Source organism: Propioniciclava sinopodophylli (assembly GCF_004324755.1).
Lineage (GTDB): Bacteria > Actinomycetota > Actinomycetes > Propionibacteriales > Propionibacteriaceae > Propioniciclava > Propioniciclava sinopodophylli.
Genome location: NZ_SDMQ01000001.1, coordinates 331,937 through 346,504, shown reverse-complemented (window position 1 = coordinate 346,504; position 14,568 = coordinate 331,937). Strand labels below are relative to the sequence as shown.

Annotated in this window: 13 protein-coding genes; 8 read left to right on the top strand and 5 right to left on the bottom strand. The window is 70.9% G+C overall.

All coding sequences use genetic code 11. The features are described 5' to 3' along the window. The first annotated feature begins 18 nt into the window (after positions 1 to 18). Positions 19 to 636 (top strand): TetR/AcrR family transcriptional regulator, encoded by a 618-nt coding sequence (locus tag ET989_RS01685; RefSeq protein ID WP_131166806.1) that lies wholly within the window; start codon positions 19 to 21, stop codon positions 634 to 636. On the opposite strand, the gene dcd is transcribed toward ET989_RS01685, so the two are convergent. Then, positions 614 to 1,192 carry a dCTP deaminase gene (dcd, locus tag ET989_RS01680; RefSeq protein ID WP_131166805.1) on the bottom strand — a complete coding sequence of 193 codons (579 nt, stop codon included), beginning with the start codon at positions 1,190 to 1,192 and terminating at the stop codon, positions 614 to 616. The two genes, ET989_RS01685 and dcd, sit on opposite strands and share 23 nt — an antisense overlap. 136 nt (positions 1,193 to 1,328) lie before the next feature. On the opposite strand from dcd, the gene ET989_RS01675 reads away from it, so the two are divergent. The 7 genes from ET989_RS01675 to ET989_RS01645 all read left to right on the top strand — a co-directional run bounded on the left by ET989_RS01675 (position 1,329) and on the right by ET989_RS01645 (position 8,437). Then, positions 1,329 to 3,041 carry an ABC transporter substrate-binding protein gene (locus ET989_RS01675; protein WP_131166804.1) on the top strand — a complete coding sequence of 571 codons (1,713 nt, stop codon included), beginning with the start codon at positions 1,329 to 1,331 and terminating at the stop codon, positions 3,039 to 3,041. A gap of 69 nt (positions 3,042 to 3,110) precedes the next feature. Continuing rightward, positions 3,111 to 4,121 (top strand): ABC transporter permease, encoded by a 1,011-nt coding sequence (locus ET989_RS01670; protein WP_131166803.1) that lies wholly within the window; start codon positions 3,111 to 3,113, stop codon positions 4,119 to 4,121. Positions 4,122 to 4,130: 9 nt separating this feature from the next. Next, entirely contained in the window at positions 4,131 to 5,165 is a 1,035-nt protein-coding gene (locus ET989_RS01665) for an ABC transporter permease (protein ID WP_241656164.1), read from the top strand. A 4-nt stretch (positions 5,166 to 5,169) separates the two neighbouring features. Next, entirely contained in the window at positions 5,170 to 6,198 is a 1,029-nt protein-coding gene (locus tag ET989_RS01660; protein ID WP_131166802.1) for an ABC transporter ATP-binding protein, read from the top strand. Next, positions 6,195 to 7,343 carry an ABC transporter ATP-binding protein gene (locus ET989_RS01655; RefSeq protein ID WP_131166801.1) on the top strand — a complete coding sequence of 383 codons (1,149 nt, stop codon included), beginning with the start codon at positions 6,195 to 6,197 and terminating at the stop codon, positions 7,341 to 7,343. Before ET989_RS01660 ends, ET989_RS01655 begins: the two co-directional genes overlap by 4 nt. Positions 7,344 to 7,439: 96 nt before the next feature. Further along, on the top strand, positions 7,440 to 8,129 hold the full coding sequence (locus ET989_RS01650; RefSeq protein WP_241656163.1) for an AzlC family ABC transporter permease: 690 nt from the start codon (positions 7,440 to 7,442) through the stop codon (positions 8,127 to 8,129). Next, the gene (locus ET989_RS01645) at positions 8,126 to 8,437 is read left to right on the top strand and encodes an AzlD domain-containing protein (RefSeq protein WP_131166800.1); all 312 of its coding nucleotides are present in this window, start codon (positions 8,126 to 8,128) and stop codon (positions 8,435 to 8,437) included. The genes ET989_RS01650 and ET989_RS01645 overlap by 4 nt, the downstream gene beginning before the upstream one ends. A gap of 77 nt (positions 8,438 to 8,514) precedes the next feature. On the opposite strand, the gene ET989_RS01640 is transcribed toward ET989_RS01645, so the two are convergent. The 4 genes from ET989_RS01640 to ET989_RS01625 all read right to left on the bottom strand — a co-directional run bounded on the left by ET989_RS01640 (position 8,515) and on the right by ET989_RS01625 (position 14,538). Then, the gene (locus ET989_RS01640) at positions 8,515 to 9,969 is read right to left on the bottom strand and encodes an MFS transporter (protein WP_206662171.1); all 1,455 of its coding nucleotides are present in this window, start codon (positions 9,967 to 9,969) and stop codon (positions 8,515 to 8,517) included. A gap of 60 nt (positions 9,970 to 10,029) precedes the next feature. Further along, positions 10,030 to 10,458 carry a hypothetical protein gene (locus ET989_RS01635; protein ID WP_131166799.1) on the bottom strand — a complete coding sequence of 143 codons (429 nt, stop codon included), beginning with the start codon at positions 10,456 to 10,458 and terminating at the stop codon, positions 10,030 to 10,032. Then, the gene (locus ET989_RS01630) at positions 10,455 to 11,039 is read right to left on the bottom strand and encodes a hypothetical protein (protein WP_131166798.1); all 585 of its coding nucleotides are present in this window, start codon (positions 11,037 to 11,039) and stop codon (positions 10,455 to 10,457) included. Before ET989_RS01630 ends, ET989_RS01635 begins: the two co-directional genes overlap by 4 nt. 109 nt (positions 11,040 to 11,148) lie before the next feature. Next, complete coding sequence (locus ET989_RS01625; RefSeq protein WP_131166797.1) at positions 11,149 to 14,538, bottom strand: PPi-type phosphoenolpyruvate carboxykinase family protein; 3,390 nt, start codon at positions 14,536 to 14,538, stop codon at positions 11,149 to 11,151. Between the last annotated feature and the right edge of the window lie 30 nt (positions 14,539 to 14,568).

Here is a 14,568-nt window from a genome sequence, read left to right as displayed (position 1 = left end):
CCGTCGTACAGTTTCGCCGTGCCTCGGACCAAGACCTACCCGGAGGACCTCCGCGACCGACTCGTCGCGGCGGCGCTGGAGCGTCTGCGCACCCATGCCTCCGAGCACGTCTCCCTGCGTGAGCTCGCCGCCCGGTGCGGCACCTCGACGAACGCCATCTACTCGATCTTCGGCGGCAAGGACGCCCTGATGGAGGCGGTCATCGAGCTGGCCCGGGCCGAGCTGCTCGCCCACGTCGTCCTGTTCGACGAGCCCGACGAGAGCCTGGACGCCTTCGGCGCGGCAGGGCGCCGCTACCGCGCCTGGGCGCGCCGCCATCCCGACCTCTACCGGCTGACCTTCGAGGACGGCGGCCCGATCGCCCTCGGCGAGGAGGACATGGCCCGGGTCATCGCGTTGGTGGAGTCACTCATGGCCCAGGGCGTCCTGCGGCGTACCGACCCGACCGCGCTCATCATCACGGTCTGGACGTCGCTGCACGGCTTCACGTTGTTCGAGCTGAACCGCTGGCCGCACGGCTCCGAGGAGGCCGATTACTACTACGCGCTGACCCAGCAGCAGTTGGCCGAGGGCCTGCTGACCCCCGGCATGCTGGCGGTGCTGGCCGCCCAGCTCACGCCGGAGGCGTCCGCCTGAAGCCCTCGAACGAACGCGAGGCCGTCGGCCCGCGCTGACCCTGGTAGTGGGAGCCGCGCCGGCTCGTCCCGTACGGGTGCTCGGCGGCCGAGCTGAGCCGGAAGAAGCACAGCTGCCCGATCTTCATGCCCGGCCACAGCTTGATCGGCAGCGTGGCGACGTTGCTGAGCTCGAGGGTGACGTGGCCGGTGAAGCCGGGGTCGACGAACCCGGCGGTCGCGTGGGTCAGCAGCCCGAGGCGCCCGAGGGAGGACTTGCCCTCCACGCGCGCGGCGATGTCGTCGGGCAGCGTCACCTGCTCCAGCGTGCTGGCGAGCACGAACTCCCCGGGGTGCAGAATGAACGGCTCGTCGGCGTCGACCTCGACCAACCGGGTCAGCTCGGGCTGCTCCTCGGCGGGGTCGATGAAGGGGTACTTGTGGTTGTCGAACAGCCGGAAGTAGCGGTCCAGTCGCACGTCGATGCTGGAGGGCTGGACGAGGTCCGCGTCGAACGGGTCGAGCCGGACGCGCCCGGCCTCGATCTGGGCAGCGATGTCGCGGTCAGACAGGAGCACGAAGCGAGCCTAGCTGCGTTTCAATTGGGTCACGAGATGGCGCGGTTGGTGGAGGGCTGTTCAACCACTCTGCTTGGGTTGACCCCAATCGCTGGGCCGGACCCGGGCCGGCCCCCCGAACGAGAGGACATCACCGATGCCCAACCGCAAGCTGGTCGCCGTCGCTGGCGCGCTGGCCCTCGCAGTCGGCCTGTCCGCCTGCGCGGAGTCGCAGCGGACCCCGACGACGTCGGCACCGCAAGGTACGACGGGTGCCACGGCCGCCCGGTCCGACTCTGGCAACGCCAATGCCGACGCCACCTTCATCTTCGGCGCCGCTGGCGCCCCCAAGCTGTTCGACCCCTTCTACGCCTCCGACGGTGAGACGTTCCGCGTCACCCGCCAGATCTACGAGCAGCTGCTCGACTTCCTCCCCGGCGAGGCGAAGACGGGCCCCGGGCTCGCGGAGTCCTACGAGGGCTCCGAGGACGGCCTCACCTGGACGTTCAAGATCCGCGAGGGCGTCACGTTCCACGACGGCACCGACCTCGACGCCGCGGCGGTGTGCGCGAACTTCGACCGCTGGTACAACCAGACCGGCGCCGCCCAGAGCTCCGCGGTGACCTACTACTGGAACAACAACTTCGGTGGCTTCGCCGACCAGACCGACAAGGACTCGCTGTTCGAGTCCTGCACCGCCGACGGCATGACCGCCACGGTCAAGGTCACCCGCGTCACCTCGAAGTTCCCCGACATCCTCGCCCACGGCGCGTACGCCATCCAGAGCCCGACGGCGCACGAGAAGTACGACGCCAACAATGTCCAGGCGCAGGGCAGCGGCTTCACCTACCCGGCCTACGCCCTCGAGCACCCGACCGGTACCGGCGCGTTCACCTTCGGCGGATACGACGACGCCGCAGGCGAGGTCACGCTGAACCGCAACGAGGACTACTGGGGCACCAAGGCGGGCGTGGCCAAGATGGTCATCCGCACGATCCCCGACGAGTCGACCCGCCGCCAGGAGCTGCAGGCCGGCACGATCCACGGCTACGACCTGCCCAACCCGGTTGACTGGAAGGCACTCGAGGACGGCGGCGCGAAGGTGGAGATCCGCCCCGCGTTCAACATCCTCTACGTCGGCCTGAACGCCACCAAGAACGAGGCCCTCAAGGACGTCCGCGTCCGCCAGGCCCTGTCCTACGCGATCAACCGTGACCAGCTCGTCCAGTCGCAGCTGCCCGAGGGCGCCGAGGCCGCGAGCCAGTTCTTCCCGAAGGCCGTGTCCGGCTACAACACCTCGCTGCAGCCGTACCCGCACGACCCCGAGAAGGCCAAGGCCCTCCTGGCCGAGGCCGGTCACTCCGACCTGACCCTCGAGTTCTGGCAGCCCACCGAGGTGACCCGTCCGTACATGCCGGACCCGGCGTCCATCTACGAGGCCATCCGCTCCGACTGGGAGGCCGTGGGTGTCACCATCAACCCGGTCGCCAAGCCCTGGACCGGTGGCTACCTCGACGGCACCGAGCAGGGTGAGGCCCCGGCCTTCCTGCTGGGCTGGACCGGTGACTACGACTCGGCCGACAACTTCATCGGCACCTTCTTCACCAAGCAGGACAACGCCTTCGCGACGAAGAACTACCCGTTTGCGCAGGAGCTGACCGACGCCCTGGTGGCCGCCGACTCCGAGCCGGACGCCGCCAAGCGCGACCAGATGGTCTCCGACCTGAACAAGAAGATCGCCGAGGAGTACCTGCCCGGTCTCCCGATCTCCCACAGCCCGCCGGCCATCGTCGTGGCCGCCGGCGTGAACGGTCTGGTGACCAGCCCGCTGGCCGCGGAGGACTTCTCCACGGTCACGATCACCGAGTGAGGTCCCGGGGGCCGTGGGTGCACGCACCCACGGCCCCCGCCCTCGCCTCCTCCTCCTCCTGGTGAGCCTGTGAGCAGATACATCGTCCGGCGGCTCCTCCAAGCCATCGTGACCCTCTTCGTCCTGTCCCTCCTCTTGTTCGCCTGGCTGCGCTCGCTGCCGGGCGGCCCCGTGTCCGCGCTCCTCGGCGAGCGCAGCACCCCCGAGGACCGCGCCGCACTGGAGCAGGCGCTCGGCCTCGACCAGCCGATCTTCATCCAGTACCTGCGCTTCCTCGAGCGGGCCGCGCAGGGCCAGTTCGGGGTCTCCACCGGCGTCCTGCCCGGACGCGACGCGCTCGAGATCTTCCTGTCCAGGTTCCCGGCGACCATCGAGCTCAGCTTCTTCGCCCTGACCCTGGCGATCCTGCTCGGCATCCCGCTGGGCTACCTCGCCGCCCGCCACCGCGGCACCTTCCTCGACACCGGGTCGGTACTCTTCTCGCTGGTCGGCATCGCGGTCCCCGTGTTCTTCCTGGCGTTCGCGCTGAAGTACGTGTTCGCGATTCAGCTCGGCGTCCTGCCGCCTTCCGGACGCCAGAGCGTCGGCATCAACGCCACCCACATCACCGGCATGTACGTGCTCGACGGACTGCTGACCCGCGAGTGGGACGCTGCCTGGGACGCCCTGCGCCACCTGATCCTGCCCGCCGTGGCCCTCAGCTCGATCCCGTTCGCGGTGATCCTGCGCATCACGCGCGCCTCGGTGCTCGAGGTGCTGGACGAGGACTACGTCCGCACCGCCCAGGCCAAGGGCCTGCGCGCCGCGACGATCCGCGGGCGGCACGTGCTGCGCAACGCGCTTATCCCCGTCGTGACCACCATCGGCCTGCAGACCGGCGCGCTGCTCGCGGGCGCCGTCCTGACCGAGCGCGTGTTCACCTTCCGGGGCGTCGGGCACGCGCTGGCCTACGGCTTCGAGACCCGCGACTACGCGGTGCTGCAGGTGCTGATCATGATGGCCGCCCTCATCTACATCCTCGTCAACATGGTCGTCGACATCGCGTACGCGGCCATCGACCCGCGCGTCCGGGTGCGGTAAGGGGCTGACATGACCGATTCTCCTCGTCGCCCGATGCCGGGCACCCCGTCGCACAAGAAGGCACGCCTCGACGCGCTGGCCTCGACCGCGGCGCCGTCCGGTTCCTCGGGCGGTTCGGCGGGCGGTGGCGTGGCCACCGCCGTCAGCGACGCCGGGCGCGTGGCGTCCGGTGAGGGCGTCAGCCTGTGGATGTCGGCCTGGCGCCGCCTGCGCCGTGACTGGGTATTCCTCTTCGGGGCCGCCATCGTGGTGCTGTTCATCGTCCTGGCCGTCGTCGCGCCGCTCATCGCGCCACACGACCCGGCCACCCGCGTCCTGATCGACCAGGTGAACCGCCAGACCAACCCCGTGCCCGGCCCCCAGCCGGGCCACCCGCTCGGCGCCGACTACCAGGGCCGTGACGTGCTGTCGCGCCTGATGGTGGGCGCGCGCCAGACGTTGCTCGTCGGCGTTCTGGCCACGCTCGGCGGCCTGCTCGGCGGCATGACCCTGGGCACGCTCGCCGGGGCGTTCGGCGGCTGGGTCGACTCCGTGGTCATGCGCGTGGTCGACGTGCTGCTGTCGATCCCGTCGCTGCTGATGGCCTTCTCCATCGCGGCGATGTTCCGCTCGCCGTCTCAGTGGACCGTCATCCTCGCCATCGCGATCGTGCAGGTCCCCGTGTTCGCGCGGCTCCTGCGCGGCTCGATGCTGGCGCAACGCCACTCCGACCACGTGCTGGCGGCCCGGGCCCTGGGCGTCCGGAAGGGGCCCATCGTATTCCGGCACATGTTGCCCAACGCGATGGGGCCCGTGATCGTCCAGGCCACCCTGGTGCTGGCCACGGCGATCATCGACGCGGCCGCCCTGTCGTTCCTCGGCCTGGGCAACCCCGACGACCGCTCGCCGGAGTGGGGCCAGATGCTCGGCAACGCCCAACCGTACTTCGACTCCCACCCGCACCTGGCCGTCTACCCGGCCCTGTGCATCATCGTGGTGGCGCTCGGCTTCACCCTCGTCGGTGAGTCATTGCGCGAGTCGCTCGACCCGAAGTCCAGGAGGTGAGGCGATGAGCACGCCCCTGCTCGAGGTCGACGACCTTTCGGTGCGGTTCACCCGCCAAGGCCAAGAGCCGTTCACGGCCGTCGACAAGGTCACGTTCAACGTCGCTCCCGGCGAGGTCGTCGGGCTGGTGGGCGAGTCCGGCTGCGGCAAGTCGGTGACGTCGCTGGCGATCATGCGGCTGCTCGCCCGACGCGGCAACCAGGTGACGGGGTCGGTCCGCTTCGCCGGCACCGAGCTGTTGACCCTGCCGGACGCCGCCATGCGCGACAAGCGCGGCGCGGAACTGGCGATGATCTTCCAGGACCCGCTGTCGTCGCTGAACCCGGTCGTCCCGATCGGGGTGCAGGTCTCCGAGGTGATCACGCGGCACCGCGGCGAGAACCGGGCGGTGGCGGCCAGGCAGGCGGCCGAGATGCTCGACAAGGTCGGCATTCCCGACCCCACCCGGCGCCTGAAGGAGTACCCGCACCAGCTCTCGGGCGGCATGCGCCAGCGTGCGCTGATCGCCATGGCGCTGGCCTGCGAGCCGCGCCTGCTGATCGCCGACGAGCCGACCACCGCGCTGGACGTGACGATCCAGGCCCAGATCCTCGCGCTGTTGACCGACCTGGTCGAGCAGTCGGGCACGGCGCTGATCATGATCACCCACGACCTCGGCGTGGTCGCCGGCCTGTGCGACGGCGTCAACGTGCTCTACGGCGGGCGCATCGTCGAGCGCGCCAAGCGGCACCCGCTGTTCGCCGAGCCGCGCCACCCCTACACCGGCGGGCTGCTGGGGTCGATCCCCCGGCTGGACGGCGACCGGGACGCCCGGCTGTTCCCGATCCGCGGGTCGGTGGCCGACAACATCCCCTGGGACCACGCGTGCGCGTTCGCGCCGCGCTGCCACCAGGAGGGCGAGAAGTGTCGCACGGTGGCACCGGACCTGCTGCCCGACGAAGAGGCGCGAACCGACGGCGGGCTGCGGCTGCTGCGCTGCCACTACCCGCTGACCGCCGCCGACCGCCAACGCATCGAGGAGGGCCGGGCATGACCGAGGTCGTGGACGCGTCCGGGATCGCCCCCGGCGAGGTGCTCGTCGACGCGCGGGGGGTGAAGGTGCACTTCCCCATCAAGAGCGGCCTGCTCATCGACCGGACGGTCGGCCACGTGTACGCCGTGGACGGCATGGACCTCACCATCCGGCGCGGGGAGACCTACGGGCTGGTGGGCGAGTCCGGCTGTGGCAAGTCGACCTTCGGGCGCGCGCTGCTGCAGCTGGAGGAGCTCACCGAGGGGTCGGTGACGTTGGGTGGTGTCGACCTGGCCACACTCAAGGGCGAGGACCTGCGCCGCCAGCGCCGCCACATGCAGATGGTGTTCCAGGACCCGCTGGGCAGCCTGGACCCGCGCCAGACCGTCGAGCAGCTGCTCCTGGAGGGCATGCAGGCGCACGGGTTGGCGTCCGACAAGAAGGGGGCGCGTGACCGGCTGGTCGAGCTGCTCGACGCCGTCGGCCTGCCCGCCTCGGCCCTGTCGAAGTACCCGCACGAGTTCTCCGGCGGCCAGCGGCAGCGCGTCGGCATCGCGCGGGCGCTGTCGGTGGACCCGGAGCTGATCGTGGCCGACGAGCCCGTCTCGGCGCTGGACGTGTCGGTGCAGGCCCAGGTCATCAACCTGCTGCAGGATCTCCAGGAGGAGTTCGGGCTCACCTACCTCGTCATCGCGCACGACCTGGCCGTGGTGCGGCACATCTCCGACCGCATCGGGGTGATGTACCTGGGCGCCCTGGTCGAGGAGGCGGAGGCCGACGACCTGTACGCCATGCCGCTGCACCCGTACACGCGGGCGCTGCTGTCGGCCATCCCCGTGCCGGACCCGGTGGTGGAGGACACCCGCGAGCGGATCCTGCTCTCGGGCGACCTGCCGTCGCCGGCGAACCCGCCCTCGGGCTGCCGGTTCCACACCCGTTGCCCCTGGGCGCAGCAGACCCGGTGCTCGACCGAGCGGCCGGCGCTGCGCCAGGTCACGATCGAGGGCTTGCCCGGGTCGCACCGGGTGGCGTGCCACTTCGCCGAAGGGATCGCGTCAGGCGAGATCCAGCGTCACGCGGTCGAGGCGGTGCTGACCGAGCCCACCGAGGCGCCGGAGCCCGCGCCCCACGCCGTTCCCGGGACGACCCTGCTGCCTGAGGACTGACACCCGGGTGGGTGTGCGGTTCGAGGCGGCGATCCCATCGCTCCAGCGATGGGATCGCCGCCTCGAACTGCACACCGGCGGGCTAGCATCACCCCGGTGACCAGCCTCGCCCCGACCACTGCCCGGCTCACGCCGGCAGTCCGGATGGGGCTGTCGATCTCCGTCGCGGTCGGCCTCTACGGCATCTCCTTCGGGGCGCTGGCCGTCGCGGCCGGGCTGTCGGTCTGGCAGGCGGTCGCGCTCAGCGCCCTGATGTTCACCGGCGGCTCGCAGTTCGCCTTCATCGGCGTCCTCTCCGGCGGAGGATCGCTCGCCGCCGCCGCCACGGCCGCCTCGCTGTTGGGGCTCCGCAATGCGGTGTACGGCGTCCAGATCAACGCCCTGCTGCGGCCCCGCCGGGCCGTCCGCCCGCTGCAGGCCCACCTCACCATCGACGAGTCGACCGCCACCGCGGTCGCCCAGGTCAGCGCCGACGAGCGCCGCCGCGGCTTCTGGGCCGCGGGCGTCGGGGTGTGGGTGCTCTGGAACCTCTTCACCTTGCTCGGCGCGCTGCTGGGCGAGCGGCTCGGCGATCCCGCCGCCTGGGGCCTGGACGGGGCGGCGGTCGCGGCCTTCCTCGGCCTGCTCTGGCCGCGCCTGACCAACCGGGACGCCCACGCCATCGCCATCGCGGCCGCGTTCGTCACGCTCGTCGCCGTTCCGCTCGTGCCGCCGGGCATCCCCATCATCCTCGCGGCTGCCGTCTCAGCGGCTGTTACCGTTGCCCAGCACCGGAGGGGCGCATGACCGAGCTCTGGGCCTGGGTGCTCATCGCCTGCGGCATCGCCTACGCCACGAAGATGGCGGGCTACCTCGTGCCCGACTCGGTGCTCGACCGCCCGTGGGTCGCCACGGTCAGCACCGGCATGACGGTCGGGCTGCTGACCAGCCTCGTCGTCGCCAACACGTTCGTGACCGGCACGGCCGTCGTGATGGACGCCCGCGTCGCGGCCCTCGTGGCGGCCGCGATCGCGCTGTGGCTCAAGGCGCCCTACCTGGTGGTCGTCATCGTGGGCGCCATCGCCGCGGCGCTGGCCCGTGTGGCGGGGTTCTGAGCCAGCGGCCTCTTCCATCCGGCCTCGGCCGCCCGCGGGTGATCCTGACCGGGGAATCCGCGGCGAAGGCCGGGGCTTCAGCTTCTGATCGAGTGGTGCTGCCGCTCGTCGAACACCGCGATCGCCGCGGCGGCGATGACGCAGGCCGTGACCGCGGCGTACGCGGCGACGAACGCGCCGGGATAGCCGGTCGACACGAAAGCGAAGAAGATGCCGACGATCATCGCGTTGCCCAGGGCCGCGCCGATGCGCTCGACCGTCTGCTTGATGCCGCCGGCCGTGCCGCCGTGCTCGTGCGGGACGTCCTGGAGGGAGAGGGTCTGGTTGGCCGAGCCGATCGCGCCCATGGCGAACCCGTTCAGCGCCAACGTGGCGCCGAGCGCCCACCACGGCACCCCGTACGGCAGCAGCAGGACGACGCCGATGCTCAGGGCCGTGCCGAGCACCATCAGCCCGAGCATCCAGACGATGAGGCGGCGGCCGTGGCTCAGCACGTACTTCACCGACCAGATCGAGGAGAACGCACTGATGACCGCGTTGGGCAGCCCGATGAGGCCCACCGCGATCGCGGGCACGTGCAGGCCGTTCTGGAGGAACAGCGCCAGCACCGCGAACGTGGAGGCCACGCCGAGGAACATCACGCCCGAGACGAGCATGCCGTTGCGGAACGAGCGGAACCCGAACAGGTTCATGTCGACCATCGGCGCGCGGCCGCGGGCGGCGTAGCCGCGCTCCCAGCGCACCCACAGCCACAGGACGACCGGCGCCAGCGGCAGCAGCCACCACGCCCACGGTTGGTGGGCCATGAAGGGGTACATCAGCGCGAGGATCGCGAGCGTCAGCAGGACGGTGCCGAGCGGGTCGAGGTCAAGGCGCTCGGACGCCGGCCCGCCCCCGGCACGTGCAGCCCTGCGCTTGCGTTCGGTCTCGAACGGGAACCAGGCCAGCGCGAGCGCCAGGGCCAGCAGGCCGATGGGGATGTAGATGAAGAACGCCCAGCGCCAGCCGTCCTCGGGGCCGAGCGCCTGGATGATCGCGCCGGTGAGCACGGGGCCCACGGCGACCGAGGCCGAGATGACCAGCCCGAACATCGCGAAGGCCTTCGCCCGGCCCTGGCCGGTGAAGTACTGCTGGATCATGCCCGTGACCTGCGGGGAAAAGATGCCGGCGCCCACACCCTGCACGATGCGGGCCACGTTCAGCAGGAGAGGGGTGGGCGCGAGACCGCACGCGAGCGAGGCGACCACGAACAGCACCAGGCCGGCGACGAACCAGCTGCCGCGACCCAGCACGTCACCGGCGCGGCCGGCGGGGATGAGGGAGACGCCGAGCGCGAGCGCGTAGCCCGAGAGGATCCATTGCACGTCCGAGGGGGTGGCACCCAGCCCCAACTCGATGGTCGGCAGCGCCACGTTCACCGCAGACACGGCCATCAGGGCCATGGCCAGCGGCAGCAGGACGACGACCAGGATCTTCAGCCGGTGGAAAGTCCTGTCCGTCCCCGCCACGCGGACGATGTTGTGGTCGCTCACCCGGCCGTTCTATCACCCGGTCAGCCACAATCCCCAGTCAGGGCGGCAACCGCCGGTGGTTCAGGGCAACAACGGCAGCACCGCGCCGGCCGCCAGGCCGACGGCCACCGCCACCGTGAACGACGCGAGCGTGCCGATGATGAACCGCTCGCTGGCGCCGCCCGCCTGCTGCAGTTCGGGGTAGCGGCCCAGGCCCTTGACCGCCACAACCACGGCGATCAACTCGGGGTGCTGGGCGATGATCGCGCCGGTGATGGCCAGGCGTTCGAGGATGCCGACCCACAGGCCGCCCCGCAGCAGGGGCCGCGAGGGCTTCGGCGCGGTGGACAGGATCGGGACGAGGCGACCCGAGGCGTCCCGCTCGTACTCGGGCAGCACCAGTTCGGGCACGCGTGCCCAGCGCAGCACGAGGACGGACACGGCCAGACCCAGCCCCACCGAGAGCGCGAGGGCGGCGGCGACCACGAGGGCGGACAGCCAGACGGTCACGTCGCCTCCTCCAGCAGTCGGACCAGCACAGGGTAACCCGCGCGCTCGACCGCGATGGCCGAGGCGGCCAGGGCCTGTGACACGTTCTGCGGGGTGACGCCGAGGGCCTCGGCGGCGGCGCGCTGGGTGGGGGCGGCGTCCACGGCGTCCACCACGGCCCACTGCCGCTCGGTGCGACGGTGGACGAGGGTGCCGATCAGCCGGGCCAGCGCTTCGACGTCGCGTGCCGCCACGGGGTCGGACGCCGACGCCACGGCCAGGCGGACCTCGCCGGCGTCCTTGGCCCGCTCGACCGCGGCGCGGGCGTCCAGGAGGGCCTGCCCGCGGGCGGCCCGGGCCGAGGCGGGGAGGGGGTGCTCGACGGACCCGATGCCGAGCCCGACCGACCAGCGCCCGTCGCGCAGCACCACGAGCAGGGCGGCCAGCACGGCGTCCGCATCGTCGAGCAGACCCTGGACCTCGTCCCCGACCGTCCGCTCGAACGGGAGGACGGCCGGGACGTCGGCCAGCGCGGCGAGGAGCCTCGGCACGAGGTCTTCGCCGCGGCGCGAACCTCGCTGGTCGATCGTCAACGCGAACATGTGTCAATGCTATGAGGTTGATTGCAGGGGATCAACCCTTTGCGCTTGTCACCCGCACGGCTGGGTCCGCCGAATCCGCTCCGACGGGCCCAGCCAAGGCGTGAGTGGTTCAGCCCAGGGGCTGGCGCCCGATCGTGCCCACGAGCGACGCGCGGTACGCGGCGGACCCCAGCCGCTCCACGGACGCCTCGGCGTCCGCCAGACGGTCGGCGATGCCAAGGCGGTCGGCGGCCTCGGCGTTCGCCGGCTCGGCGAGGAAGTCGCCCAGCCCGAACGTCGCACGGTGCGCCTGGCGCAGCTCCTCGGCCCGCTTGGCGTCCAGCCGCGCTGCGTACCAGTCGGAGGCGAGCACGGCATCCCGCTCGAACTGGGAGCGGAACTCGTCCGAGTCGAGCGTCCAGCCCTCGCTGGTCGCGCCGTTGGCCATGATCTCCAGCAGTCCGCGCAGCGGCGGGACGGCGTCGACGATCGTGCCGTCGCCGAAGTAGGACCGAGCGACCCGCTCGTGGGTCTTCACGATCGTGGCCATCGACTCGGCGAAGGTGTCGAGGTCCTGGAGCTCCGGCTTGAGCATCTCGGGGGTGAACACCACGTCGGGGTGCAGGAAGATGCGCCCGAAGAACGTGGTCGCGAACGCCTCGTTCATCCGGTAGCCGAGCCGGGACGCCGCGACGGTCGCGCCGTCGTGCTCGAAGTCGGCCAGCTTCTCCAGGTAGCCGTTCGCGATCAGGGAGGCGGCCGAGCGCTCGTCGTCCTTCATGCGGCTGAACAGTTCGGGCACCAGCATCGAGAAGTCGTGGTCGATGCGGACCTTGGGGCCGATCATGCCCGCCGACGACAGCCAGCCGTCGTACCCGGTCAGCACGAACGAGAGCAGGGCGGCGTTCAGGTCGTAGATGGGCGGCAGCGCGTTGAACGGCCCCTTTGTCATCGCGCCCTCCGAGCCTGCGCCCGTCGTCGACGGGGACTTGCCGGTCATCGAGCTGATGAACTCCATGAAGAGCTCGGGCAGCTCCATGTAGTGCAGCGGGTTGTAGGTGCACAGCGGCGGGACGCCCGGCTCGGCCGCGTTGTTGCGGCGCCCGGCGGCGACGATGTCGACCGGCGCGGGGCACGGCTGGTCGAGCGGAACGCGCAGGAACAGGTGCAGCGCGATGTCGGCCGTGGCCGTCGCCTCCGGCTTCGACAGGTCGGGGCGCACCTGCAGGTACCGCGGGTTCTTCGACGGCTTGCCGTTGACCAGGCGCGGCTCCGAGGAGCTGACGAAGTAGGCGGGGCCCTCGTCGTCGGCCATCTCGGCCACGTACTCGATGAGGCCGGCCATCGGCTCGCTGTACAGCGAGAACGCCTGGACGTCCTCGACCATCTCCCGGGCGTCGTCGTGGGTCAGCGGCTCGAAGTTGGAGATGAACGTGCCGGGCTGGCTCATGTCGATCTCGGTCTGCTTGTCGTAGCCGCGGTGGATCGCGTCGTCGGGGCGCTGGAACAGGAGCTGCTCGCAGTTGGCCACCACCTTGCGTGACAGGCCGGACGCCGTGGCATCCGCGTGCGGAATGCTGGCGCCGGGCACGACGGTGGACGCCGTGATGTCGTCCTCGGACTGCACCTTCACGGCGGCCGAGAAGTCGGGGCGCAGCGAGAACAGGCGCCACGAGCCGTCCGTCTCGAAGCCGACGCGCAGGTAGTTGGCCACCACCGGGTCACCGTCCACGCGCAGTGAGTTGCCCTCGCGGCCGTTGATCGTGCGGACGCTGAAGTGGCTGCGCCAGTCGGAGCCCCACTCGGGCCGGTGGTACCGCTTCACCGTGAAGAGCAGTTCCTTCACGTGGTCGGGGATCGTGCGCAGGTGTGCGTTGTGGCCGTCACTGAAGCGGCTGGAGGGAGTCATCAGCTTGATGACCGAGCCCAGCGAGCGCTCCTCGGACAGGATGCCGCGGTGGTCGGAGCCGTTCCGCTCGGGGTCGGCGAAGCGCCACTGGTAGTCACCGTCGATGAGCTGCTGCACCTGGTCCATGTCGGACTCGAAGTCCGACACCCAGATCGGGCCGAACTGGAAGGCATCCAGGATCGACTTGCTGATCTCGCTCTTGCCGCCGCCGGACACGGTGGCCGGTTTGTGGCAGTGCGTCGGCTCCGACGAGGTGCCCACCAGGTGCCAGTGCGTGCGGTCGGTCTCGCGGTGCTTGGCGTGGACGCGGTAGCCGTTGGGCAGCAGGTAGGTGTGCCCGGCGTCCAGGCGGATCTCGCCGGCGCCGTCGGGGCCGTCCCAGGTCACCGAGCGGTTGGACAGGGAGAAGGACGCGCCGGCGGGCACCAGCGTCAGGTGGTCCCACGCGGCGTGGACGGCGTGACCGGCGGGCTGCCGCTCCCACAGCTCGGGGTCGCGCGCCACGGCGTCCGCGACGGTGTAGGACGCGGGCGTCCGGGCGTCGACCCACTCGCGGCCGAGGTTGTAGGCCGGGAACACGACGGCGCCACCGGCGTGCTCCTCCTCGGCGTTGCCAAGCAGGTTGGCGGAGTAGGAGATCTGGGTCTTGACCTCCTTCTTGCAGTAGCCGAAGTAGTTGTCGGCGATCACGGTGGCGATGACGCCGCGGGCGTCGCGCAGGCACAGCTTGAAGGCCTGGCCACCGTTGTAGCGCTCGTCCTCGGCCTCCCAGCACTGGCCGTCGCGCTTCTGGCGCTCGGTGGCCTCGGAGACGTGGGGCAAGCCCAACTCCTTCTTCGTCAGCGCGGTGAGGTGTGGGGCGAGCACGACCAGGCCGGTGTGGCCGGTCCAGGTCTCGGGGTCGAGCGAAGCGTCGTTCTCGGGCAGGTAGGGGTCGCCGCCGTTGCCGAAGATCGACTCGACGAAGTCGAGGTTGGCGACCATGCCGCCCGGCACGATGAAGCGCACCTCGAGGCTGCGCTCGGGATTGACGCCGTGCACCCCCGGCACCACGAGCGGACGCAGCAGCAACGACACGAAGCACTCGGCCGGATCGTCGGCGGTCGAGGACCAGGGCAGGCGCCGGGCTTCGGCCGGCGGGGTGAAGGCGGCGGCGAAGATGCGCGCGGCGGCGTCGCGGTCGACGGCGACCTTGTCGTCGGGGATCGGCAGCCCGCCCTCGGCGATGTGGAACACGCCCGCGGTCGTGCGGCGGTCGTTGGCGGGGTTGTGCAGGACGCCGTTGACCAGGCGGTAGCTCGAGAGCAGGTCAGAGGAGAAGGAGTCGGAGTCGACAGGCAGGCTCAGTTCGCGCGCGAGCCCGGGCTGGTCCAGGACGAGCGTGCGGCGGGGCAGCTCCACCTTGGTCGACGTGCCGGCGAGGTAGTCGTCGAGGAAGTCCTGGATGCGCTGGTCGGTGGGGGAGAGCCGGTCGGACAGCCGCCGGGACAGCTCGCGCTGCCGGGCCAACAGGGGGGCAATCGTGGTGTCGGAGGCGAACTCCTCGGCGTCCACCAAGGGCTGGCCGATGAGTGCGAGTCGGAGGTTGATGGCGGCGGTGGATGCGTCCATGAGAACACCCTCTTTCGGATCGGGCGAAAA